Source organism: Lactiplantibacillus sp. 30.2.29 (genome assembly GCF_018991255.1).
Lineage (GTDB): Bacteria > Bacillota > Bacilli > Lactobacillales > Lactobacillaceae > Lactiplantibacillus > Lactiplantibacillus pentosus.
Genome location: NZ_JAGYGU010000039.1, coordinates 1 through 22,417, shown reverse-complemented (window position 1 = coordinate 22,417; position 22,417 = coordinate 1). Strand labels below are relative to the sequence as shown.

The 22,417-nt window shown below is 41.8% G+C and carries 35 protein-coding genes, 4 tRNA genes and 2 pseudogenes; 17 read left to right on the top strand and 24 right to left on the bottom strand.

Going from position 1 to position 22,417, the window contains the following annotated elements:
* The 14 genes from KGF65_RS15130 to KGF65_RS15070 form a co-directional block, all read right to left on the bottom strand.
* The coding region (locus KGF65_RS15130; RefSeq protein ID WP_216748516.1) for a hypothetical protein at positions 1-360 on the bottom strand (360 nt) is incomplete at its 3' end.
* The gene (locus KGF65_RS15125) at positions 357-857 is read right to left on the bottom strand and encodes a hypothetical protein (RefSeq protein WP_216748517.1); all 501 of its coding nucleotides are present in this window, start codon (positions 855-857) and stop codon (positions 357-359) included. The genes KGF65_RS15125 and KGF65_RS15130, both read right to left, overlap by 4 nt.
* 132 nt (positions 858-989) lie before the next feature.
* Complete coding sequence (locus tag KGF65_RS15120; RefSeq protein ID WP_210847555.1) at positions 990-1,832, bottom strand: ATP-binding protein; 843 nt, start codon at positions 1,830-1,832, stop codon at positions 990-992.
* On the bottom strand, positions 1,813-2,619 hold the full coding sequence (locus KGF65_RS15115; RefSeq protein ID WP_216748518.1) for a DNA replication protein DnaD: 807 nt from the start codon (positions 2,617-2,619) through the stop codon (positions 1,813-1,815). The genes KGF65_RS15120 and KGF65_RS15115 overlap by 20 nt, the downstream gene beginning before the upstream one ends.
* A gap of 79 nt (positions 2,620-2,698) precedes the next feature.
* On the bottom strand, positions 2,699-3,673 hold the full coding sequence (locus KGF65_RS15110) for a hypothetical protein (RefSeq protein WP_210847527.1): 975 nt from the start codon (positions 3,671-3,673) through the stop codon (positions 2,699-2,701).
* Between the two features lie 11 nt (positions 3,674-3,684).
* A complete protein-coding gene (locus KGF65_RS15105) occupies positions 3,685-4,215 on the bottom strand; it encodes a host-nuclease inhibitor Gam family protein (protein WP_216748519.1) in 531 nt (176 codons plus the stop codon).
* Positions 4,216-4,487: 272 nt separating this feature from the next.
* On the bottom strand, positions 4,488-4,616 hold the full coding sequence (locus KGF65_RS17340; RefSeq protein WP_301554306.1) for a hypothetical protein: 129 nt from the start codon (positions 4,614-4,616) through the stop codon (positions 4,488-4,490).
* Between the two features lie 143 nt (positions 4,617-4,759).
* Entirely contained in the window at positions 4,760-5,014 is a 255-nt protein-coding gene (locus KGF65_RS15100) for a DNA-binding protein (protein ID WP_216748520.1), read from the bottom strand.
* Positions 5,015-5,019: 5 nt separating this feature from the next.
* Positions 5,020-5,574: a hypothetical protein gene (locus tag KGF65_RS15095; protein WP_108909728.1), complete on the bottom strand. Its 555-nt coding sequence runs from the start codon at positions 5,572-5,574 to the stop codon at positions 5,020-5,022.
* A 60-nt stretch (positions 5,575-5,634) separates the two neighbouring features.
* A complete protein-coding gene (locus KGF65_RS15090; RefSeq protein ID WP_063488540.1) occupies positions 5,635-5,817 on the bottom strand; it encodes a hypothetical protein in 183 nt (60 codons plus the stop codon).
* A 152-nt stretch (positions 5,818-5,969) separates the two neighbouring features.
* Complete coding sequence (locus tag KGF65_RS15085) at positions 5,970-6,275, bottom strand: DUF771 domain-containing protein (protein WP_062690012.1); 306 nt, start codon at positions 6,273-6,275, stop codon at positions 5,970-5,972.
* 11 nt (positions 6,276-6,286) lie between these two features.
* Complete coding sequence (locus KGF65_RS15080; protein WP_003642792.1) at positions 6,287-6,457, bottom strand: hypothetical protein; 171 nt, start codon at positions 6,455-6,457, stop codon at positions 6,287-6,289.
* Between the two features lie 24 nt (positions 6,458-6,481).
* Entirely contained in the window at positions 6,482-6,778 is a 297-nt protein-coding gene (locus KGF65_RS15075; RefSeq protein WP_065674798.1) for a hypothetical protein, read from the bottom strand.
* Positions 6,778-6,984: a helix-turn-helix domain-containing protein gene (locus KGF65_RS15070; RefSeq protein ID WP_046811052.1), complete on the bottom strand. Its 207-nt coding sequence runs from the start codon at positions 6,982-6,984 to the stop codon at positions 6,778-6,780. The genes KGF65_RS15075 and KGF65_RS15070 overlap by 1 nt, the downstream gene beginning before the upstream one ends.
* Before the next feature lie 142 nt (positions 6,985-7,126).
* Here KGF65_RS15070 and KGF65_RS15065 point away from each other — a divergent pair, with 142 nt between their 5' ends.
* From KGF65_RS15065 to KGF65_RS15055, 3 genes are all read left to right on the top strand, one after another.
* A complete protein-coding gene (locus KGF65_RS15065; protein WP_003642789.1) occupies positions 7,127-7,357 on the top strand; it encodes a helix-turn-helix domain-containing protein in 231 nt (76 codons plus the stop codon).
* Positions 7,358-7,362: 5 nt separating this feature from the next.
* Entirely contained in the window at positions 7,363-7,857 is a 495-nt protein-coding gene (locus tag KGF65_RS15060; protein ID WP_063096780.1) for a hypothetical protein, read from the top strand.
* A gap of 99 nt (positions 7,858-7,956) precedes the next feature.
* Positions 7,957-8,229: a hypothetical protein gene (locus tag KGF65_RS15055; RefSeq protein WP_046811054.1), complete on the top strand. Its 273-nt coding sequence runs from the start codon at positions 7,957-7,959 to the stop codon at positions 8,227-8,229.
* On the opposite strand, the gene KGF65_RS15050 is transcribed toward KGF65_RS15055, so the two are convergent.
* The gene (locus KGF65_RS15050) at positions 8,226-8,423 is read right to left on the bottom strand and encodes a hypothetical protein (protein WP_065674802.1); all 198 of its coding nucleotides are present in this window, start codon (positions 8,421-8,423) and stop codon (positions 8,226-8,228) included. The genes KGF65_RS15055 and KGF65_RS15050 overlap by 4 nt on opposite strands.
* On the bottom strand, positions 8,420-8,647 hold the full coding sequence (locus tag KGF65_RS15045; protein ID WP_061468339.1) for a helix-turn-helix domain-containing protein: 228 nt from the start codon (positions 8,645-8,647) through the stop codon (positions 8,420-8,422). The genes KGF65_RS15050 and KGF65_RS15045 overlap by 4 nt, the downstream gene beginning before the upstream one ends.
* 128 nt (positions 8,648-8,775) lie before the next feature.
* On the opposite strand from KGF65_RS15045, the gene KGF65_RS15040 reads away from it, so the two are divergent.
* The 5 genes from KGF65_RS15040 to KGF65_RS15020 all read left to right on the top strand — a co-directional run bounded on the left by KGF65_RS15040 (position 8,776) and on the right by KGF65_RS15020 (position 11,063).
* Complete coding sequence (locus KGF65_RS15040) at positions 8,776-9,138, top strand: helix-turn-helix domain-containing protein (protein WP_011101778.1); 363 nt, start codon at positions 8,776-8,778, stop codon at positions 9,136-9,138.
* 11 nt (positions 9,139-9,149) lie between these two features.
* Positions 9,150-9,563: an ImmA/IrrE family metallo-endopeptidase gene (locus KGF65_RS15035; protein WP_003644968.1), complete on the top strand. Its 414-nt coding sequence runs from the start codon at positions 9,150-9,152 to the stop codon at positions 9,561-9,563.
* A 25-nt stretch (positions 9,564-9,588) separates the two neighbouring features.
* Positions 9,589-10,230, top strand: a complete 642-nt coding sequence (locus KGF65_RS15030; protein ID WP_216748521.1) for a hypothetical protein — start codon at positions 9,589-9,591, stop codon at positions 10,228-10,230.
* Positions 10,231-10,294: 64 nt separating this feature from the next.
* Entirely contained in the window at positions 10,295-10,735 is a 441-nt protein-coding gene (locus KGF65_RS15025) for a hypothetical protein (protein WP_141650554.1), read from the top strand.
* Positions 10,698-11,063, top strand: a complete 366-nt coding sequence (locus tag KGF65_RS15020; protein ID WP_196500428.1) for a hypothetical protein — start codon at positions 10,698-10,700, stop codon at positions 11,061-11,063. Before KGF65_RS15025 ends, KGF65_RS15020 begins: the two co-directional genes overlap by 38 nt.
* Here KGF65_RS15020 and KGF65_RS15015 read toward each other — a convergent pair whose 3' ends face one another.
* Entirely contained in the window at positions 11,064-11,294 is a 231-nt protein-coding gene (locus KGF65_RS15015; protein WP_122211787.1) for a hypothetical protein, read from the bottom strand. It lies immediately after the preceding gene.
* Positions 11,295-11,531: 237 nt separating this feature from the next.
* Here KGF65_RS15015 and KGF65_RS15010 point away from each other — a divergent pair, with 237 nt between their 5' ends.
* The 9 genes from KGF65_RS15010 to KGF65_RS14970 all read left to right on the top strand — a co-directional run bounded on the left by KGF65_RS15010 (position 11,532) and on the right by KGF65_RS14970 (position 15,717).
* Positions 11,532-11,714 carry a hypothetical protein gene (locus KGF65_RS15010; protein WP_065674806.1) on the top strand — a complete coding sequence of 61 codons (183 nt, stop codon included), beginning with the start codon at positions 11,532-11,534 and terminating at the stop codon, positions 11,712-11,714.
* A gap of 47 nt (positions 11,715-11,761) precedes the next feature.
* Positions 11,762-11,852 (top strand) — tRNA-OTHER (locus KGF65_RS15005).
* Between the two features lie 631 nt (positions 11,853-12,483).
* The gene (locus tag KGF65_RS15000) at positions 12,484-12,900 is read left to right on the top strand and encodes a hypothetical protein (protein WP_065674807.1); all 417 of its coding nucleotides are present in this window, start codon (positions 12,484-12,486) and stop codon (positions 12,898-12,900) included.
* 127 nt (positions 12,901-13,027) lie between these two features.
* Positions 13,028-13,111, top strand: a tRNA-OTHER gene (locus KGF65_RS14995).
* A 14-nt stretch (positions 13,112-13,125) separates the two neighbouring features.
* A tRNA-Ile gene (locus tag KGF65_RS14990) sits at positions 13,126-13,199 on the top strand.
* A 5-nt stretch (positions 13,200-13,204) separates the two neighbouring features.
* Positions 13,205-13,275, top strand: a tRNA-Gly gene (locus tag KGF65_RS14985).
* Between the two features lie 95 nt (positions 13,276-13,370).
* Positions 13,371-14,492, top strand: coding sequence for a site-specific integrase (locus tag KGF65_RS14980; protein WP_216748522.1), 1,122 nt, complete (start codon positions 13,371-13,373; stop codon positions 14,490-14,492).
* A 701-nt stretch (positions 14,493-15,193) separates the two neighbouring features.
* Positions 15,194-15,421, top strand: a complete 228-nt coding sequence (locus tag KGF65_RS14975; protein ID WP_003639246.1) for a hypothetical protein — start codon at positions 15,194-15,196, stop codon at positions 15,419-15,421.
* Between the two features lie 23 nt (positions 15,422-15,444).
* Complete coding sequence (locus KGF65_RS14970) at positions 15,445-15,717, top strand: hypothetical protein (RefSeq protein WP_050339452.1); 273 nt, start codon at positions 15,445-15,447, stop codon at positions 15,715-15,717.
* A 54-nt stretch (positions 15,718-15,771) separates the two neighbouring features.
* Here KGF65_RS14970 and KGF65_RS14965 read toward each other — a convergent pair whose 3' ends face one another.
* From KGF65_RS14965 to KGF65_RS17320, 7 genes and pseudogenes are all read right to left on the bottom strand, one after another.
* Positions 15,772-16,257, bottom strand: coding sequence for a MarR family winged helix-turn-helix transcriptional regulator (locus KGF65_RS14965; protein WP_003639248.1), 486 nt, complete (start codon positions 16,255-16,257; stop codon positions 15,772-15,774).
* A gap of 53 nt (positions 16,258-16,310) precedes the next feature.
* Complete coding sequence (locus KGF65_RS14960; RefSeq protein WP_216748523.1) at positions 16,311-18,287, bottom strand: hypothetical protein; 1,977 nt, start codon at positions 18,285-18,287, stop codon at positions 16,311-16,313.
* A 99-nt stretch (positions 18,288-18,386) separates the two neighbouring features.
* Positions 18,387-18,494 (bottom strand): annotated as a pseudogene (locus KGF65_RS17335) (LPXTG cell wall anchor domain-containing protein); the annotation flags it as partial.
* A gap of 282 nt (positions 18,495-18,776) precedes the next feature.
* Positions 18,777-21,558, bottom strand: a pseudogene (locus tag KGF65_RS14955) (beta strand repeat-containing protein); the annotation flags it as partial.
* A gap of 321 nt (positions 21,559-21,879) precedes the next feature.
* Positions 21,880-22,011, bottom strand: a complete 132-nt coding sequence (locus KGF65_RS17330) for a hypothetical protein (RefSeq protein ID WP_003642767.1) — start codon at positions 22,009-22,011, stop codon at positions 21,880-21,882.
* A gap of 77 nt (positions 22,012-22,088) precedes the next feature.
* Positions 22,089-22,220, bottom strand: coding sequence for a hypothetical protein (locus KGF65_RS17325; RefSeq protein ID WP_082230292.1), 132 nt, complete (start codon positions 22,218-22,220; stop codon positions 22,089-22,091).
* Positions 22,221-22,246: 26 nt separating this feature from the next.
* The gene (locus KGF65_RS17320) at positions 22,247-22,378 is read right to left on the bottom strand and encodes a hypothetical protein (RefSeq protein ID WP_011101806.1); all 132 of its coding nucleotides are present in this window, start codon (positions 22,376-22,378) and stop codon (positions 22,247-22,249) included.
* Positions 22,379-22,417: the final 39 nt, after the last annotated feature.

The following is a 22,417-nucleotide window of genomic DNA, read 5'->3' as shown; positions in this document are numbered from 1 at the left end:
AATTTCATCTATTTCTACTCGCGGATTTAGTTTATCAACTGCAAATTCGTCCTGAAATCCCGTGATATGCTTTCGATTGTCGTTGCCTAAAAGTCCAGCCTTCATAAAGCCGTCAAGCACAAACTTTTTGGCAAACGCGATATTGTCCGCATCCTTCCGACTGTTCTTCGTATACCAGGTAAATTTGAGCTTGCAAGGCCAATTAAATTCAACTCCAGAATTATGACTAGCCCGCGCATATACACTACATAAGGCCGTGTACCGCTTCTTTAGTTTAGCTGCGGCGTATCTGTTGGCCCGTTCAGCCTTGATGTACTCATTTAGGCTAGGCAACTCGCCCTTGATCACGACTTTGCTCATACTTTCGGCACCCGGCTGATGTAATAGCCGCAAACAATGCCGTTTGAGTAGCTTGCTTGCCTTATCGATCTAGCTGGGGCACCGAGCTTGTCACCCAGCAACTCGACTGTTTGCCCAGTAATAATCTCGTTGGGATTGTCGTACTTCTCGGCCCGCCAGTACTCGTTGCGTAGCGGCAAGCTATACTTGTGTACGAGATAGCTCACTCGCTTGGTAATATAGCCAGTTTCGTCTGTCAACGCTCTAATCGTGTGTTTGCCGGCACGATGAGCATGACGAATCTCTTTAATTTGCTCATGTTCCTCGGTCTCGGGGTCTGGCCGCATGCTTGCCAAGTATTCCTTATCGTCCCACGGCTGAGCCTGCTCGGGCTCAATGACTACTGGAAACTGCCACTCGCCATGTTGGTACTTTGCCAGTACCAAGCGATGTAGCTCTGGCTCGCTACCAGTTGCGAGCACTTTATGTCGCTGATCAATCGTTTTTACTGCATACATTAGCCATTACCTCCGCTAATTCTTGTTCGTAGTGTTGATGGACAGCTTGCGTGCAGTTAGGGCACGGCTGTACAACCCAGACACCTTTCATAATTTCAACATGTACAATCTTTGTTCCGTTGCATTCACACATTAGAACGATACCTCCCGTTTGTCTGGGGTCGCCTCCGTAAAGCTGATGACGTGCCCATTGATGCCACGATATAGACGCGAAATGATTTTTGGATTATAAACGCTAGCCAAGTCGGCACTGCCTAGATTAGTCGTGATAATGGTTCGCTGGCGGTTGTTCAAGATGCCAAACAACACCTTTTGCACGTAATCGCTAGCTTCCTTTCGGTTCTTGCTTTGATGGCTTTGAAATGTTGCCTCTGAGCCTAGGTCGTCAAGTACAAGCAAATCGGCGTCACTTAGTAGCTGAACCATGTTCTGCTCGTTATATCGACTGTCAGGATGGCCGAAACTGCTTTTGATTAACCGGAACAATTCATTTACGCTAACGAATAGACAGGCCATAGATTTATCTGCGTGATCGTTTACCGCTGTGGCAATGGATAAGGCTAAATGTGACTTACCACGCCCCGGCATTCCCGTCAATATCGTGTTGTACGTAGTTTTCGGGTTTAAATACTCGCCAGCAATCTTCCGTGCCAGCTTTAGGTTATTCGCTGACTCCGAACTGTTCGGACGGAAATTATCAAAGTTGGCATCCATCAGGGTCGGATCATCGAATATCGAGTCCATAGCCAACACGTCAGAGGTTCGGCGCTTATGCCAGTAGTCATTAGCATGATCAATAATCTTGTGGTTTTGCTGTTCAATTTTTTCTTTGGTACAAACCATGCAGAATGGCTGGTGTCCCTGCATGTAAACCATATTCACCCCATGACGTGGGCAAACCTGGTCACTAGTCTTTAACCGTTGTAGCTCAGGAAAGCTAATCCCTCGCGCACTCTTAGAAGTCGTTTCTGACATAGGTTTGCGCCTCCTTCGATGTTTCTATCTGTGAATTATCTCTATTCGTTTTATCAGGCGTCATGTCGTATTGGCTTAACCAGCCACCGTTATCAAGCCAGTTAGCTAGCTGTTCAACGTATTGACCTTTGGTACCTTTAGCCACTAAATGTTTTTTATACCGGTTGATACCATCAACAATCGCCTGCTTAGTCGTCTTTCCTGCTGGGTTGCTGCCGGTAATAGTTGCTCGGTAATACGCATTCCAAGCATCACCAAATTTTTCTTGGCGTGGGTAAATCGCCCACACTTCGTTCTGGAAGTCTTCACGGATACGAATACGAGGATCTATATTTTTTTTGTCAGTATCAGTCAAGTTAAGGTCGGTACTAGTAAGTTCTTTATGTTCTACTGGTTGACCTCCACCTTGCCCAACCAGTTGGCCTACTTCATCTAAACCAGTTGTCCTACTTTTATGACTTGTAGTTTGGTTACTGGTTGGGTAACCATCTGGCCTACTATATAAATTAATAATGCGATATTCAGGTGGTTTCACATTTTTCTTGCCTCTAACGTATTTAATTAATCCTAGTTGCACTAATGAGTTGCGTGCTTTATCGAGGCCGGGTTCGGATAGTCCTGTCAGACTGAGTAATGCCGAATTTTTCATGCGAAACTGAACGTCCAACTTGCCTTCGTCGTTCGCATAGTCTAGTAACTCGCGATACAGATTATTTTGGCCGTTAGAGACACTCGCTTCATACATCTTAAAATTACGGTACGCTCGTCGTTGTTTGAAGTAATCCAAATTCGTCCCTCCTTTACTAATGGGCCTTTCACCCGTTCGGTGGATTCAGTCACTGCTGCATTCAAGCCAATTCGAATGTTTATTTCTTATCAAATGCCGCTAGCAACCCTTGTAGCTGGCTCTTAGCATCCTCTGCTTGTGCTACTGTTAGATTCTTCCAATCGTCGTCACTGCCTTTCCAGTCAGGAACGATCTGCTGCAATACTTCGTTGGCTGTTGACACCGGACTGCCTGACTGTGTCTTAGTGGCCAAGTCTCCAGCTAGGTTTGCAATATCACGAGTTTGTTGTGACGTCGCGATCATTTCGCCCGTGTCCTCCGACGCCGGTTGAGCATCTTCTTTAGGTGCTTGGTATACTGCTGGCTTACCCTTAAGTAAGAGTTCAGCAGCTGTCTTAAATTCGGCCTTCTTGGCGTTTTCAGCGAGCCATTCGATATAGCTTCGATTTTCGTTCATAACTTTGCCCATGGTCTTGCCCTTATTTTTACCGAAGTTCAGTTTCAAATTGAAGGCTTCATCGTACGTCATGGTTTCGTTATTCTCACGTTGGTTAAAGTTCTGCATATCTTCGACATCTTGCGTGAAGACATTTGATAAACTAGCGATGGTCAGTGTGGCATCAACCTGGGCCCGCTTTTTAGCCATTTTCAGTACCGTATTTTTCATTGAAAAGCCATCACGCGAAATGTACTTACTCTCTTTTGTGTTTGCCGACCCTAATCCCTCAGTTAACTGCATACCGCTCTTGTATAGCACGCACTTGACGGTGTAGTCGAAATAACCCGACTCGTAGTCCTCAACTTTATCGATAACGTTGTATTCGCTGGTCACGCCCATCAACATTTGAATTTTCTCGGCACCCGGTTTAAGGAGCGTCGGCTTCTGTGTACCAGGGACGACCCCAAAATCTTGACCATCTTTTAGTTGATGTTGAACCATAGTTTGGAAATTAGAGATAGCCTGTAGTTCGCTAGCCATCTTGTTTTGATCAGTACCCATGATTAGGGATAGACTGTTCGTTTGATTTTCTGCCTTCGCGATTGCTTCACTCATATTGGTTCCTCCTAGTATTTAAACGTGACCTTCTCAGTTTCCGGTTTTTCAGTAATACCAGCGATAATCTCGCCATCTTCCATGACAAACTTGTCACCAACCATGCGACCAGCTTTTTTTAAATCGACTTTATCAATAGATTCCTTGACCTTGATATATTGGCTCATGCCCTGATTACGAAGCGAGTTTAAAACCATCTTTTCGTCATACGCCAACCCAGCCGGGTTCTTACGAGTTGATACACGGCCATTAGGGGTATCGATTTTGAATTTCTTATCGACTAACCGTTGATCACGTAAATAGTCGGTCAGTAACCCTTCGAAGTACTCGCGGTTAGCTTGGTTCTTATCAAGCTCCCGGTCGCGCCATGCAATTGCCTGGTCAATATTGTTCTTCGCAACTTGGCCAATTTCATCATCATGCGCTTGGATAGCCTTGAGCTTCTTTAACGCCCAGTCAGCTTTCTCCAATGAGTCAATTTTGAAGCCTTCGTTTTCACGTTCTGTCACCGTTCTAAGTTCTTCTTTTAACATTGCATCCATGATTGAAATCCTCCTATTTAATAATCAGCAATGACGCCACTTTCAATCAGCTCTTCCTCAGTAGGCACATCATCACGCCAGCCTTCCGCAGCTTCTTCTTGGTCAATTAACCAGCTATCGTAACCGTTCATTTCGTCCACCTCCGTATTAACGTGACCAACCATTGTCTTAGTGACAGTTTCGGAGTACAATAGAACTCGAAAATAAATTTATTAAGCGTCTTAGCTGCACGGGTACTACCAATACTCGAGCAGCTTTTTTCGTACTCAAATTTAGGCTTTAGCGATACTTTGCGTACTTTCAATTCGTTCGACCTCCTTAAATGTGCCAAAAACATTATTCAATTCTTCAATTGTGATCTGTTTGTAAAGCACGTTTCCGATCCGGAATGTAAATTTCATTGTCTTCATCTCCTTAAATTCCAAACCAACTAGCAACTTCATGACGCTTGAACCATAATGCAGTTAGCGCGCAGCCTACTAATGCTCCTTCAATCATTGCTATTTCCTCCTTACGCTCGTATTTGGTTGTCAGACATCCAATTCTATAAAGCTTTTTGTAAAAATGAATCTTTTGTCCCCTTTTTGAAATGTGGAAATCCAGGCTGATAGTAATAAAAATCTTTTAATGTATCTACACTGCATCCGAGCATACTCGCGGCTTGCTGTTGGTTTAATCCCTGATCCGGTGTGTAATACTTCTTCACCAGCACTTCCAGTTGTGGCATGATTCCATCAGCTACAGCAACGGCTACAGCATCAATAAACTCAGTATCGTCATTTTGCGTTGAGATCATCATCTCTATCACTCCTTCCTATGTTTAACGACTCCATCTTTAAACCATTTTTTCATTCGCTGTTTAAGCTGATCTTGCATCGACAAATCAAAGCCACGACATACATATGCGATTAGGTTTAGCAAGTAAAGCACTGCATCAAAACACTCAGCGACTAGCTTCTTAGGATCATCAAAGTCATTTGGCTTTAAGTCCTCCTTAGGTATCGTTAGTTCATCAAGCGAATCCTGAATTGCCGCCAGAGCTTGGCTTAACTCCGGCATGGTTTTAACAGCCATCGCCAGCGGTTCCTTCATGATTCGGTCACCGTCAATCACCGGTGTTGTTACTCCCACGAATCTGTGTGCCAATTCGATTGCAAAGAACTGATTTTGGTTGGGCAATGCTGCTAAGAATGCAGGAACTGATTCGATCTGAATCCGTGCTTGATCATGTCTTTGTTTGTAAATTAATGTTACCGAGTAGCCTACCTTGCCACTCAAGTTGATGGGCGTTACGCTGTTTTGATTAATGGCATCAGTAAGCATACTGCCTGCATATACTGAACTAGATTGTGTTGGCATTTTCTCACCACCTTTCAGTTTTCATGGTTTAACCTGAATCAAAAACGCCGGATAATATAATTAAGAATTAATCATTTCATAGAACTCGTTTCGGTCCCCATCGTGAATCATAGCTATTAGCTCTTGAAGCTCGTCTTCCGACATCCAGAATGTCTTAGCATTGATTAGACTCGGCGACACTGCCGGGAGCAGTTCGATGATTGAATCGACAAGTTCACGTTTGTGATTTTTAATTGCTTGCATGTTGTTGCCTCCGTTCTTTGAAAAGTTAATAGTTTTTTTCGCTCCTTATGCGATAATTATGCTAAATAACGAAATGCGTGCTCACGATTTAGCGATGTTGGTTGCTAAAAGGGCTTTAGGTAGTCTTTCCGTGTAATTCACTTATAATTTAGTTAGTCGGGATGGCTTAATAGATAATCCATCATCTCAGCTGCTGGAATCTGCCAGCCGTTATGGGTATTCACATAATCAATGAAGCCACCCTGTTCAACATCCAAATCATGGCGATGCTTGATTAAGTATCGCGAAGCTCGTTCGGTTGACTTGGTTCCGTATTTATACTTGGCCAAATCTTTAAGCTTCCAAGTACGAATACCACGTTGTGCTTGCTTCCAGGCTTGGAACCTCTCGTATTCTTCTTCGCTAATGAATTGGAAGCCCTTTGGAGCCTCATGCCGAATCAATATCGTATCTGACATGTTCGCACCTCCTAATATGAAACTGACATAAGTTGGCTAGCTTGCTCGTTATACTCGGCCGTTACCGCCCGGAATTCAGCATCTAGTGCTTTATCGCTTAGTGCCTCAAACATTACTCTTGGCGTTTCTGGCTTAACCTTTGCTAGTGCATTGATTAATGTAGTTCGTGATAGATGTGTCATTTTGTTTCCTCCGTTCTTTGAAAATTAAATATTTGCTTTTAGTAACTCAAATATTCGACGCGCTTCATCAATGTTGCTCTCGTTAATTTGATATACGTTAGACACACCTAAATGGAATCTAATGATCGTTTTAACTGCGTCTGACAATGAATAAGCTTTTGGGTTCTTACCGTACTTCTCGTTGACAAATTTTGAAATATCGTTTTTAAGCTCCATCCAAGCAGTGTTTTTTGCTTTGACTGGTGCTAGGCTTTTGGCGGCAATAGCTGCGTTTACCTCCGATTGGACCATTTCGTGCAACTGTTCTTGTGTGACTTCCATTACTTAATCACCTCCTTAGGTTCTAATAAGTCATCCACGGTTACGCCCATTGCTTTGGCAAGTAAATTTAGTGTTACAGCATCAGGATGCTTTGTTCGGTTTTCGAGAGTATTTACAGTACTCTGTGATACGCCCGCAGCATCCGCTAACTTTGCTTGCGTCCAGCCAAGCTTGGAACGATTCTTTTTAATTTCTGAGCCGATCATATTTTTCATCTCCTTAAAGTTAACGCATTTGCGTAACTATATTTTTATTATAACGCCATTGCGTGAATTGTCAACGCAACAGCGTAACTTTTTTAAATGAATTTGTTTTACGATTAACGCAAACACGTTTGGAGGATCTTTTATGACTGAATCAGAATTAATAATTCAACGCTTGTATGATCTTATGCGCGAGCGTAATTTAACCGTCAATCGTTTGGCCACGTTAGCAGGAGTTACTCAATCAACAGTGAGTTCTTTCATTTACCGGCAGAGTGTTCCAAAAGTAGATCTATTGCATTCACTTTGTTCTGCTCTCGGCATCAGCGTCCACGACTTCTTCGACTTCCCGCCTTACAACGAGGTGGAAAAATAAATCTAATGGCATCTGCTTCAATTGCATTAGTGAAGATAGTATCTGCCAGTATTCCTTTGTTTGCCGTTGCAATATCCTATTTCTTTGGTTTAAACACACAAGCACACCAACGAAAATATGATGTGTTACGCGAGCGGTACCAAAAGCTTTATGTGCCATATTTCAATTTACTTTTAATAACACCCCCGGAAGATATATTGCCTAGTGAGTTGTCTTTAGGCGCTCGCAGTAAGTATTTAGATTTGATTTCAAGTCACACACATTTGTTGGGATCAAAAAGTGCTGAGATTTTTCCTAAGTTCTTTCGTGCTTTTATGAACTTGCTTGAATTAGAAGATGACAATACTGATTTTGAGGACGCAGATACAGAATACAATGACGCTTTTATCAGAATGGAAGATATCCTTTTACAAGAAGGGTCAAAGTTAGCAAAGCAGCTAAAATACCCAGACTTAGCAAAAACCATTTCAACCATTCGAGATCAACGGTTGCGTGAATAATAACCAAATAAAGCCCAATAAGTGCCATGATTATACTAATCACGCTCTCGCCTCCTTTCACTACCCCTGCGATATAATGATTGCAAGGAGGTGATATTAATGAATAACTATTTAGTAACTTTTAATCCAGAAAAAGATCTAAACTCTGAATTTGCAGTGACCATTCGAACAACTTTAGAGAATCTATCTCCAGATAAATGGGTTCAAATATTTCCCTTTCAGATTGCAATTCAATCAGAACTAACAATCACCGAACTGAAACAAGAACTTAGTAAGATAGAAAAATCACAACGTGTTTCAATTGTTCGCTTTGATGCATGGTCTACTAACGAAGAACGCAGTAGCCAGTTCCTTTCTGAATACGGATATTAGTTGCTACATCTCTTTACGTATTCACCATAATGTTTTACAAACTCTTCTTTTGATACCGGGGCAGCTTTAAAAGCAATCCCTGGGAAAATATCATGGCTTACTTCTTTGCGCTCAAGACTACTTGCGATAGTTTTGAGCGTTTTATTAAGTTCGTGTAACTCGACTAACAATTGTGTTACTTGTTTTTGTGTCATTTTGCCGCCTCCTTTTTATGACTAATAGTCATATTGTTTCCACGCAAAAGATCATCAACAGTTACGTTTAACGCGTCCGACAATTTTAGAATAGTATCAGTAGAACCCTTTCGTCTGCCATTTTCCATTGATTGGACCATTGCTACAGAAACTTTTGCATGTCTTGCTAACTCTTCTTGGGTTAAATTCATTGCTTCTCTATAATATTTAAGTTTCAAAATCATCGCCCCTTTCATGTACTAATAGTACTATGTCTATTTGTACAAGTCAAGTCTTTTTGTACAAATAAAATAAAAGGTCTGTCCTTTACTATCTGTACAAGCTAAAATACTAATTGTGGAGGTTATCATACATGACTATTGGCAAAAGAATAGCAAACCTAAGAAAACAAAAATCTTTAACCCAGCCCATGCTGGCTGACGCAATGAATGTTAGCCAAAGCACCATCGCAAGTTGGGAAAGTGATAGAAGATCCGTTAGCAACGATGACTTAATAAAGCTATCAGATTACTTTGGAGTAACAACCGACTACTTGCTTGGAAAGAACGGTACTCCAAAATGGGCCAACGAGAAAGACACTAAAGACTTACAAGATTTTTTAGATGCGAATGAAGGCTCAATGACCTATGGGGGTGAAGATCTTACTGAAGAAGAAAAACAACAAGTGCGTGTGGCCATGGCAACAATATTCTGGAAACGCCACAAGCATGATTAGGAGTTTTACCTATGGATAGAGTAAAAGATATCGTTAAAACTATTGTCAATCGTTATCACACAGCGGACCCGTTTGTAATTGCGGAAAAGCTTAACATACAAGTGGAATGGTGTGATTTTGGGGCAATGCCTCTAGGTAAAAATGCTTATGACAACCAAGAGCCTATCATACTACTCAATAATTCTATTAAACACACGCCTACACAGTATTTCATACTTGGTCATGAACTAGGCCACGTTATATTCCATGAGGGGCTGATTGGGTACTACACTTCCGTTAAACATGGACATTCTAAGTTTGAACGGGAAGCTGATGAATTTTCAGTTGGATTGATGGGAATGCTGTTTATTGAGGAAAATGGCCATATTCCCTATTCATACAGAGAACTGTCCTATCAATACGGGGTACCATTTGACGGAGATTAATATCAATTAATTTGGAGAAATTACAATGAAAAGAATGATTGCAATCGGTATGACTATATTAAGTGTTGGGATGTTCTCTGCCTGCTCGACCAATTCTAACTCGCCAAAGAGTTCAAACAGTAGCAGCCACTCAAAATCTAATACAGCTCAGCATTACAAGTATTACGCCAAGGGAAAAACATTCTATGGCCCTAAAGGTACACTAAAAATTAATAAGTTAATTGGCTATACCCTAGATAATAATCACTACTTCATTTTAGATATTACCTATAAAAACACTACTAAAAAAGAAGTCGATGCCAGTGACATTATGACGCCCAATATAGAAGCACGGCAACTAAACAAAGATAAGTCTCAAAAGGTCAATCTGAATGGGAGCAACTCGGCTTCCCAATACTATAGAGACAACAACAACATCGATGATTACAACAAATTCAACGAAATAACTGACAGTGCGTCTAACTCTTTAATGCCTGAAAAGGAACTACACACTTTACAGGAATTTTCATATAAGTTGAATAATAACGAAAATGATATTGAACTTAGTTTAAGCGATCCAGATGCAACATCAGATGACACTGTTAATCCTAAGAAGAACAAAATTACAATTGATATTAATTCAATTCAAGACAACTCACTTAATTTGAATGACTACAGTACCAACTAGTCTTCACCATCGGTATTGTGGTAAAACATTTTATGAAAAATAACATTGTAATTGTTGAACGAAGGTGATCAATATTTTTACCGCTAAAAACATTCTAAAAACTGCAAGTAACGTATCGGGAGCCATATCAATTGCATCCATTGGTATGCTAGGAACAAGCTACCATAAAACAGGCCTACTCAGTCTTATTATCTTCATCCCTCTAACGATTATTTTGTGGCTGTTGGCTGCAAATGTTGATACAAAAAAACAATTAGGTAAGCTACAACAGGAGCTCACTGAAGAAAAAAATGCACAGAACGCAGTAAATGTAAATCTCAGTGGGTTAAAAGAAGAAAATAAAAAACTGATGGAAACGATTCGTGGACTTGAAAACACAATCAGTATATTAGAACAGATGAAACAGTTTTATGAAACTGTTCTAAATAGCTACACGCTCAGTGAAACACTAAATCAGGAGGAACAAAATGCAATCAAAAAAATTCAAAATCATAAAGATTATTGATTCAACTCATATTCTAATAAATGGCGGTATTTCAGATGACGTTACAGTAGGCCAACGTTTTCAGATATCTGGAAACGACGGCGAAGATGTAAAAGATGAAAATGGCACAGTTATTGGCAAACTTGTCACAAAAAAAGCTATTGTAGAAGTTACTACTGTGCAAGATAAATTTGCGATTTGTGAACCTATTGCAAAGGACTTTCTGGCAGGACCCGTAGCAGGAAACTACAGATCCCCTCTTAAAGTGAATTTAAACCAAATATCTGGTGGATTAAGCATTGACGATGAACCGATTAATATTGGTGACAGCGCATTGCTTCTTCCATGATTAACATAATCCATTCTTAAATGCTTGCTGAATCAAAAATGACATCCTGTCATCATCTGAGTACATGTTTGTAGCATCTAAGTAACATTTTCGGTTAGTCCAACTAGGATTATTGGCTTTATTGATTACCGCTAAAAAATTAATTGTCTCAAAGTAGTTCAAAGATTTTACTATGCTAACTAGATTCGTACCGTCAGAAGAATATTTTTTTATCTCACTTTTCTTAAACATATGCTTTCTCTCCTGTCATCAACTTTTTCAGTACAATTATAAAACATACGTTTGTGTTTTACTATTCTCATCGTCTACACTAAAAAAGCGCATCCCCTCCCGCCGAGAAGATGGATGGGCTTTCACGCGAGCGTAGTTCAACGGTAGAACAGTACTCCTATGAATTGCTAACTAGATACTTTCAGATGTAGGTTCGACTCCTGCCGCTCGCATTAAAATAAAGAAAGAAGGCATACTATGCATCAAGATATTTCAAGGTACGAACTAATAGAAGATATTATCAGTGACTTAACAGTCTTTGTAAAATCTGACGCCATTCTCTACCTATCAAAAGATAGCTATTCCGAAGCAGAATACGACCGTATGCTTAAAGGAATTAAAGACGATTTGGTGACACGCTTCAAGCAAGGAGAGGAATAGTAAAATTTTGCCAGTCAAGCCAATTGAATCATTTCAGTTGGCATCTTGCGAGCGTAGTTCAGCGGTAGAACCTTATTCCAAGTCTTGAAGCCCATTCTTTCTTGGAGTACTATGCAGGTCCAACTCCTGCTGCTCGCGTTGTAACAAAAAAGTACATCCCCACCGGTCAAAGTTTGAGATGTGCAAAGAATAGAAGATGATTATTTATCGATCAGAAGCCATGGAATTTCAGTTATATTCTTAGCGCGATAATAACTCCACTAATAGCGATTGGTGCAACATGGAAATACGGTGCCTACACATCAATAATCGCGGGGCTAATAGTTACTGCTCTTTGGGGCTGGGCGTTATATGGTAACTGTAAATATGTGTACGGACGATTACGAGGACACACAGATACTATAGAAGAAAAGTACAAAACAGCTAAAGAGAAAGCTGATAAGTTTGACGATTTATTGACAGAGCAAATAAAATTATCTATAAAACAAGAAAATGCTCCAATCAGCTCACACTTAAAGTCAACACCAGATGTGTCTAAAGACCACACTCAGTCCCAAATCGAATAGATTTTTCTAGTTCATAAATAAGTCTATTTTTATCACTGTGAAAGCGAATGTAATCCATCGTATCAGACCGTGACCAATCTGGATGTTGTGATATTAATAGTGTTAACAACAAATTACATCTCTGTGAACTACTTAGACTTGATACAAAGAAGACAATTTTTAACATTTTAAAACCTCCTATAATTTAGAAAGCTGGCCATATAGTGATCAATAAGCATGTAGAAAAAATAAATTATCTGTATAGTACTGACAAAACTGGTAAACCAATAGCAAGATATGGGGTGTCTAATTTTCCTGTATCAAACAAATTTATTTTACAATCCTTGCTATTTGATTTTGACATTAATAAGACATACAAGATATGCATTTCTATAAAGAACAGCAGTGATATAGTCCTAGTAAACACTAAAAACAATTATAAACTTGACAAAAATTCTTTAAGTAATGTTAGCTTTACTAACAAGGAGCATACGAGAGCAAGCACTGTTATAAAAATTACTACTCCTATAGTAAACTTGGTGGCCGAAGATATATACGAGTTTATAATATCTGTTAACGATCAAGAAGGCAATTTACTAGACAGTAAGGAAACCTATGCTGCAATTCAAAAAAACAGATAATTATTAAGCAACAAATTTAAGTCATGTATCTCCTAACTAATTGTTTAGTATTAGTATACATCGAACGGTTGTTTGCCACAAACCAAAAAGCACATTCCCTCCCGCCAAGAAGATGGATGTACTTCATGCGAGTGTAGTTCAACGGTAGAATGGTTCCTTTAATTCAAATATAGCCTACCTTCCAATGCAGGTTCGACTCCTGCCGCTCGCATTTAAATTTTCATTGGACCTTTAGCTCAGTTGGTTAGAGCAGACGGCTCATAACCGTCCGGTCGTTGGTTCGAGTCCAACAAGGTCCATTCATGCGAGTGTAGTTTAGTGGTAAAACGACAGCCTTCCAAGCTGTAGTCGCGGGTCCGATTCCCGTCACTCGCTTTATACCCCTTGATTGGGGTATATATTTTAAATCAAAAAGAACATACGTTTGGAAATTCCAGCCAGTTGCTATTTCCGATTTGGAGGGATAAAACATGTCAGTAACGAAGTTAGCAAGTGGACGCTGGCAAGCACGAGTCAGCTATAAAGACAAACAAGGCAAATACCGCATTGCAAGCCAGTCCTTCAAGCGAAAGGGCGAAGCTTCTGAATGGGAAACAAAGACAAAAAGCGCACTCATTGATGGCGCCGATTTGTCACGGAGCACCGAATCATTCAAAGATTATCTTTTTGACTGGATCAAAATTTATAAAACAGATGGTGTCAGTCGGCATACACACGAGATTTATTTAGGAAATTATAACCATGTTGCAAAGTACTTCAATGACAAGCCTTTAACAGCCATCACGCGAGCAGACTACCAGAAGTTTTTGAACGAATTTGGAAAAACACGCGGCATTGCTACTGCTAAAAAACTTCACCAGCAAATTCACTCAGCTGTCAGAGACGCAGTAGCCGATGGCATCCTTCAACGTGATTTTGCCTATAAAGCGCATGTTACTGGGCGCCCTCCGAAGCCAGTAGAAGATAAGTTTCTAAGCTTGAAGGAATACACCAAGCTGCGTAAATATTTGATTAAAACGGCCGACTATAGCCATATGACAATGCAAATGCTTCTTTTTCAGCTTGAAACTGGCGCTCGCTTTGAAGAAGCCGCTGGCATGACTTGGAATAACCTTGATCTTGTTCGTGGTATTGTCCACATTAAACAACAGTGGGTAGAGCGCCGACGTGATTTTGGGCCAACAAAAGGCAACGGGAAAGCCGATGGGGACGTCTCTATCCCTAGTGGCTACTGTGACTATCTGCTAGACTACAAGCAGGTACAGAGTGATTGGCTTAAGATGCACAGAATCAAAAACCCTAAAAATCTTGTGTTTTGGTCGAAACTTGGTAAAATTGAAGGCAATGGGACAGCAAATGAGGAATTGGCACGTATTTGCAGGCGTCTGGGGATAAAAGTTGTTACTACACACGCAATGCGACATACTCATGCTTCCGTGCTCATTATGAACCATGAATCACTTCCTTATGTTCAGCAGCGCTTGCGACATCAGAAATTGGAAACGACTGTTAACACTTACGTCCATCTTATTGAGGAAGAAAATGGTGAATCAAATAAAAAAGCACTTGAATTGCTCAATAAAGATTTTTAAAGAAAAATGCCCTTGTCCATGATTTGTATTTTGATTTTCTCCGTATTTGATAAAGATTGCTATACCGCCGTTTATATCAGTTCACCCTCGTATGCATAACCACCGTGCGGGTGATAAGTCGACGTCGGATAAATAAATAAAAGTAGGCTAAACGTTATGATATCAACGTTTAGCCTACTTTTATTTTGGCCTTAATTGGCAAAAATCGGCCACATCTGAGTACAACCACTCAAGTAGGCACTATCAACCAACAGAGGCACCAGTTCTAATCGTATTACGATGAACGAAGCTCTGCACTGCGTTGTGCTAATTGTTATTCTGCATTCATTAGGGTTAAAACATGCCACTCAATTGGCTTACTGTTCGTCCACACATGCGCGTTTTTTTCGCCTTCCAAGGCAGTTGACAATCTCTGACCGCCCATTGCCCAGAATGCCTGGAAGCCAGCTTAGGATGAGCCTACTACTGCAAGTTTACGGTAATTCTCACTGCTTCCAGCGGTCCTCAGCTGGCTGTTTTTGAAATTCAGAACTGGCATGATTCATAACAAATCAACACTCCCCTCACCGCACCCAATTTTTCACTTTTCTCAAACAAAACGGTTTACGCACTCTGGTTGAGGTTTATAATAGAGATGTAGACTGTCTGTTAATCCTTGTAAATTAGGTGCCATGTAAAGTCAATACAAAGGAGATAATTTTTTGGTATACAAAGATGTTTTTGGTATCGATCACGATGATTGTCACATTGTTCAGACGCGGCACGAGTTCAATCGGATCTTCATTATTGAAAATGAAGTCGGCTCTCGTTTTACTTGCATCAAGGACAACGCCCCACTAGAGAAAAAGATGTCTGGACATTGGAAGTATGCAAAGGCGAGCGACGCCCCGAAGAACTACGCCGTTCCTTATAAGGCTCAGAAAAACTAACAACCGGTGAAAAGAGGATTACGATGCGGCGTTATCAACCGTTAACCAAACCAGATGGGCGGGTTCCCCACTCAACTAGTCACCATACCAATCCCTACTATGGGAAACGCGGTGCCGACTGGGTCAAAAATACGAATGCTTCCCTATTCAATGCGAAGCAAACGCACTCACTAGCCAAGCGTGAGACTGAGCAACGCGTCAGTCAACGTGCTCGCCAACTGCTATGGCTAGTCCTGGCAATCATTGCGATGGTGCTAGGTGGTTTTATCTTATTCTCGTTGGCAATTAATTTCTAATCGTCACCAAAAAACGCAATTCGGCTTATTAAACAAGCTGAACTGCGTTTTTTACTAGCCTTTGATTTCTTTCGTATCCACGAGAACCTTGCTGACCATTCGAAGCTCATCAGTTAATTCAGAGGTCCGAATGCGGCCAAATTCATCGAGGAAGTTACCCAGGCGTTCTTCATTTACTTTTTCAATAGCGCGAGCCATCTTCTCGCCCTTCTCGGTCAACGTTAAGTAGCGATACCGGCGATCATAAGGATCAATGTTAAGCACAATCAAATCATTGTTGATTAGATAGGTTAGCTTCCTTGAAATCGCGGAAGACGAAACGTGGCGGTCAGCGGCTAGCTCCTTCACCGTAATCCGGTGGTCAGTGCTATGGTCAAGATAGTAGAGAATTAGAAACTGTTCAAAGGAAATATCGGCGTCTTTCACCATCGTTTGAATAATCTCCCGTAAGTGACTTTCCAGCCATGACATTCCCACTAAGACCTTTTCAAACAGTTCATCATCGTCATACTTGGCCTTCTTGGTATTAGTCTTCATCATTATTAAAACCCCATTCATGCGTCACGTTCAAGGTATCATCAACAACCCTGCAATTACGCACGGACTTCTGCTGTTGGCATTACCGTGATTTCAAGATCACGTGTCATTTGTTTTTCGATTGCAGTTTGAACATCCTGGTCCGTTACAACTAAGCTGGATAACTTGCTCTTGCCATTGATAATGTCTTGAACGTGTTGATCATTCAAATCATCAGCGGAAACGATTGGCAATAAGTGGAAGTTGTCATTAGTTGCTTTCAAGCATTGGTCAAACAACGGTGAGTTGACGCCCATGACTAAGACGCTCTTTTGTTGTTGTAAGACGGATGCTAACCACCAGTTCAATAATTGTGCTTCGGAATGGAAGACATTGGTAATGGCTTCTTCCTTGTTCACAAGTTGAATAGATAATTCGTGGTTGCTCCCATATTGCTTGACCATTGCAAGTGAGTGGTCTGGACGATAGAAGTTTTCCAACGTAACTTGTGAGTTGTTGGTCCGGTCAAGGTATTGCGTTACTGATAAGAAACCGGCAGCGTCATAGACATCCCGACGAGTGGCGATTGAGCCGTTGAAGTACGTCATGTACCAGATTGCACCATTCTTGCGGTACTTCAAGGTCATGATTGGGTTTCCTTCATCGTCAGCAATTGAAACGATTTGCTTGTCAGCATTGCGCTTGTATTGCCATGCTGGATTGTCAGGTAATTCAGGCTTAGTCTTAGCAACCGCACCCGGAACCTTGGCTTGAATCGTGTAATACATATTGTACAAACCAGTGTGCTTTTGAACCAAACCGGCTGATTGATAGCTGTTCCAGATTTCTGGCAAACTGTCGTTGTAGTTAACGGTAATCACATTGGCAGCGTCTTTGACTTCATCCTTCAAGAGTCCCATGATCATTTCCATGGAAGCTTTTTCTTCAGCGGATAAGGATTGGATCAAGTCCGTGCTGAAGAGGAAGTATTTGGCTGATTGATCAAATTCTACTGGTGAAACCAAGTGAGTCGTGCCGTAGTCCGATTTTAACTTAGCATCAATACCTTCGATTTTTTGTTGCAAACCGGTAACAATCGTGGCGTTTTGATCATAGTCATGCTGTAACCGATTGATTTTCTGATTAATGAGGTTCAATGAACGTTCTTGTTCATCCTGAGCACTCTTCGTCTTGCGATCGTACGCAACCAAAGCATCTTGAGCGGTATGTAAGTCTTTTTCCGCACTCGTAATCGCGTGTTCCTTCCGTGAGCGTTCACGGGTTTCAGTCTGTTCACGCTTCTGAAGTTTCACGAGTTCACTGTTGATTGAATCACTCTTTTGATACAGGTCTTGCGCTTGCTTCTCTTGTTGCTTCATCAGGACGAATAACTTCTTCAAGTCTTGTTCGCCTTGAATGGCCTTACGCATATCAGCTTCATTTTGCTTCAGATCAGCTAATGATTGTTCGGACTGAGTGATCTTCTTTTCTAATGACTTGATCGTCTGGTCGCTCTTGGCAAGCGCCTTTTTGGCATCATCATAACGCTTTTGGGCAGCATTGATCTTCTTGACCATACCATCACGTTCAGCGTCATTAGTCGTCACCACTTTGTCCTGCTTAGATAAAGTGACCTTAGCATCTTTTAACTGTTGTTCTAAGTTTAGTTGTTCAGCGACTAACGTTTCATACTGTTGCTTTTCATGCTTACGGTCCTGAACTAATTGAACCTTAAGTTCTCCCCGTAAAGTTTGGTATTGCTTGTTTAAGTCGGCCATTTCACGTTCAATAGCAGCACTATTCTTCGCCGCTGTTTGAGTCGCACGCCGTTGGTTGACCCGGTTTTGGCCCTTAACTGGGGCACTAGTTGAAGCCGTGGTGGCAGCACTAGTTGGCCGGACACCCGCAGCCGACCGGACATTAGGGGTCGTACTGCTTTGGGTTGCCTTTGGTTTTGGCTTCTGAGCAGCAACGGTTGAAGTCGCCGTTGCACGCTCAGAATGATTGCGGTAATCCTCATTCTTATCTCTGCGCTTTTTATTGAACATCTTCATAATGCAACTCCTCCATAAACTTGATTGTTTGCTCAAAGAGTAGAAGGGTCTTCGCGGACCCTTCTATCCGTTCAGCAAATAATCAAGCTATTCTAATTATTATGCTTCATGCTTGCGACGAGAAACGCCAAAGTATAGCGCTGAACCCATCAACAAGGTTGAAAGACCTAACACAGCCAAGGCTGTCCCGTTTTCGTCTTCATCGGTTTGTGGTAACGTCTTCGCGTCAGAAGTCGTGGTCTTAGTCGTTACAACTGGCTTCAATGAAGCTGCAGCCGTAGCAGGCACAACCCCACTAGTCCCGTTGCTAGTCGTTGCCGTAGTGGTTGGGGCAACTTCATCATCAGAAACGGTCGTTGCTGGTGCAGTGGTTGTACCAGTTGAACCGTTGGATGAGTTGTTGTCATCCACATCATCATCACTAGGCGTCGTTACAGGTGCAGTAGTTGGTGCAGTTGTAGTCGTACCAGTGCCGCCACCATTGATGTTGTCGCCAGTACCAGGTGCAGTGGTTGGTGCACTAGTAGGTGCTGTCGTTGGAGCGGTAGTTGGTGCAGTTGTAGGTGCAGTTGTTGGCGTAGTAGTTGGTGCAGTCGTGGTGCCGCCGTTATCATTCTTAACATAAGTTAAGGTGATCGTTGCGTCATCAGTAACCGTACCACTCAAGTCACCATCAGCTGACTTGTAAGTGTAACCATCGATGGATGGTGTTGCGACCGTGTAAGTGTCCCCAACTTTGTAAGTCGTGGTCGTTGCGGTCTTGATGGTGTTACCATCTGCATCAACATAGTTAACCGTGATCGTCTTAGTTTGTTCAGTTGGTGTGGTGCTACCGTTCTTCGTGTAAACAAGGGTAACCGTGTTGCCTTTGTAAGCAATCGTCCCGGCAATCGCATCACCAGTTGAGTGATCGTAAGTGTAACCTGCGATTTCTGGTTGACCAACAGTGTAAGCTTGTCCAACGATATATTCAGTTACGCTAGATGCTTTGATCGTGTTGCCATCTGCATCAACGTAATTGATCGTCAAGTTAGCTTTGTTTTCAACAGGAGTTGTTGAATCCTTAGTGTAAGTCAAGGTAATGGTCTTATTGCCATCAACCGTACCAGTTAAGGCTGCATCAGCTGACTTGTAAGTGTAACCATCAATTGCTGGGGTTTCAACGGTGTAAGTTGAACCGTTGTCTAACGTTTGTGAAGTAGCAGCTTTGATCGTGTTGCCATCTTCATCGACGTAGTTAACCGTAACAGTTGATTGTTCTACTGGTGTTGCGTTCTTGGTGTAAGTTAAGGTAATTGTCTTATTACCATCAACCGTACCACTCAAAGCAGCATCAGCTGACTTGTAAGTGTAACCATCAATTGCTGGCGTTTCAACGTTGTAAGTTGAACCGTTATCTAACGTTTGTGAGGTAGCAGCTTTGATCGTGTTGCCATCTTCGTCGACGTAGTTAACCGTAACAGTTGATTGTTCTACTGGCGTTGCATTCTTGGTGTAAGTTAAGGTAATTGTCTTATTACCATCAACCGTACCACTCAAAGCAGCATCGGCGGACTTGTAAGTGTAACCATCAATTGCTGGCGTTTCGACGTTGTAAGTCGAACCGTTGTCTAACGTTTGTGAAGTAGCAGCTTTGATCGTGTTGCCATCTTCATCCACGTAGTTAACTGTAACAGTCGATTGTTCTACTGGTGTTGCATCCTTAGTGTAAGTGAAGGTAACCGTGTTACCACCAGAAACAAAGGTCCCAGTTTGAGTTGCATCACCATCTAAGGTGTAACCATCGATTGCAGCGGCGTTAACACTGTAAGTCCCGCCAACTTGAGCGGCAGTCCCATCAGCACCTTCAGTGTAGGTCTTAGAAGCTAAGATCGTGTTACCGTCAGCGTCGACATAGTTAACCGTTAATTGTGAAGCTTCAGTGTTTTGTGAATAGACTAAGGTCAATTCAGTACCGACCTTGGTAATGTTGCCATCACTATCAGTCGTATCTGCAGCAACCGTACCAGTCAAGGCACTCGATTTAGTAGTGTCTAAGCTGTAATTGCTGAATGTTGCTGGCGTAACAGTATAAGTGTTGTCAACATCACCTTGAACCGTGGTATCATCAGCAATCTTATTACCATTTTCGTCAACATAATGAACAACGACAGTTCCGGCAGCAACGGAAGTATCCATTACTTGTGTTGCGTAAGTCCATGCCGTGATTTGAGCATTGGCATCGTTGTTGTTAGCATTGGATGACAACTTGTATACAGATGTCGTACCAGTGAATTCAAGTGCAGCAGCCCGGCTACCAGTCGTTGCGTCATCGTTTGCCTTGAACGTGTACAGAATAGTGACATAATTGTCAGCATCAGTTAACTTCGTAACATCAACAGTCGCAGTTGAGGCACCCGCAGCGTAACTGGATTCCGTGCCAGATTCAGTGGCATATTCAACAGCGGTCCAAGTCCCATTACTGTTGGAACCATTTGGTGCGATTGAAACTTGACCAGAGGCGTTTGCCCAATCAAGTGCTTGGCTCTTAGTTAAGCGAATGGCAACAGCATAAGTGTGACCAGCTGTAACTTTGATATCTGTCCCATCAACATTAGTCTGAATATATTGTGCTTGGTCTTGTAAGTGACCTGAGCCAGTAGAAGTTGCGGCACTTGAAAGCGTCCCAGCATCAACGGATCCATCAGCAGTCTTATCTGCAGCTTGTGAAGCAGGTGCAGTAACCGTTGGTGCGGTCGTTGCAGCCGTAGTCGTTGCAGTTGCTGAAGAAGTTGCGGCAGCTGAAGTTGGTGTTGCAACGGCAGCTTTTACCGTACTCTTAGCTGTAACGGCGCTAGCAGTTGAAGCAGCATCACTGGCTGGTGTGGTTGCACTAGCTTGGGCTGCAGAGCTGGCAACAGTTGAAGTAGCGGTTGAAGTTGCAGCTGAACTTGCAGCACTGGTTGTTGAAGTTGCCGTTGAGCTAGCAGCGCTAGTCGTTGAAGTAGCGGCACTAGCAGCTGAAGTAGCGGTACTCGTTGAAGATGCAGAACTGGCATCCGAAGCAGCTGCTTGGCTAGTTGATGAAGCGCTAGTCGCATTCGAACTAGCATCACTTGCAACTTGTTCCGTGGTGGTATCGGCGTTAGCCGTGGTATCAGCAGAAGCATTAACATTAGCGAATACAAGGCCTGCAGCTAAAGCTAAAGTCGTAGCCCCAGCGTTTGCCATCTTTATACATCTTTACCCGATAAATTGAATCACCGGTCATTTTTTGATTATCTTTTGACATATGGAATCCTCCCCGAACACTCACGATTTTCCGCTCTTATGTAAAATGATGGGTGACAAATCGCTTGCCAGCCCATCATCTTAGTCGCGCTTATCGTGTTGTGTTTAATAACACCATAACGATTTTGTTGGCATTTTCAGTTATATTTAACGAATTAGCCCTTGATAGCAGCGATTACGTTTAAGATAAAACTGTGTAAACCACCAAAGATGTCGTTGGAAACACTTGATGTATATGATGATGTGTGCGTACCTGGTAAAATATGGAAATCATTGAAAAAACTCATGATCTATTCCCCTTTATTGTTAGTTGGTTAATTAATTAGCCTTTAAATGCAGCAATCACGTTCAATACGAATTGGTAGAACGTGCCAAGTGGTTGGTTGCTGACATAACTAGTGTGTGATGAAGTATGTGTACCTGGTAAGAAGTGCAAATCTGAAAAGAAACTCATAATTATATCCTCCCTCATTATTTAATTAATATCAAGATATTAATTAATAAAACAAATAATTAGTTTATCTGAACGAATTAACCCTTGAAAGCAGCGATTAAGTTCAAGATGAAGCTGTGTAAACCACCGAAGATGTCGTTGGAAACACTTGAAGTGTATGATGACGTATGCGTACCTGGTAATACGTGGAAATCGTTAAAGAAACTCATGTTTGTATCCTCCTATGATTGTGTGATTACTTCTTGAAAGCAGCGATCAAGTTCAAAACGAAACTGTGGAAACCACCAAAGATGTCGTTTGAAACACTTGAAGTATATGATGAAGTATGGGTACCTGGTAATACGTGGAAATCGTTAAAGAAACTCATGTTTGTATCCTCCTAAATTGACTGTGATTATTTGCTGAA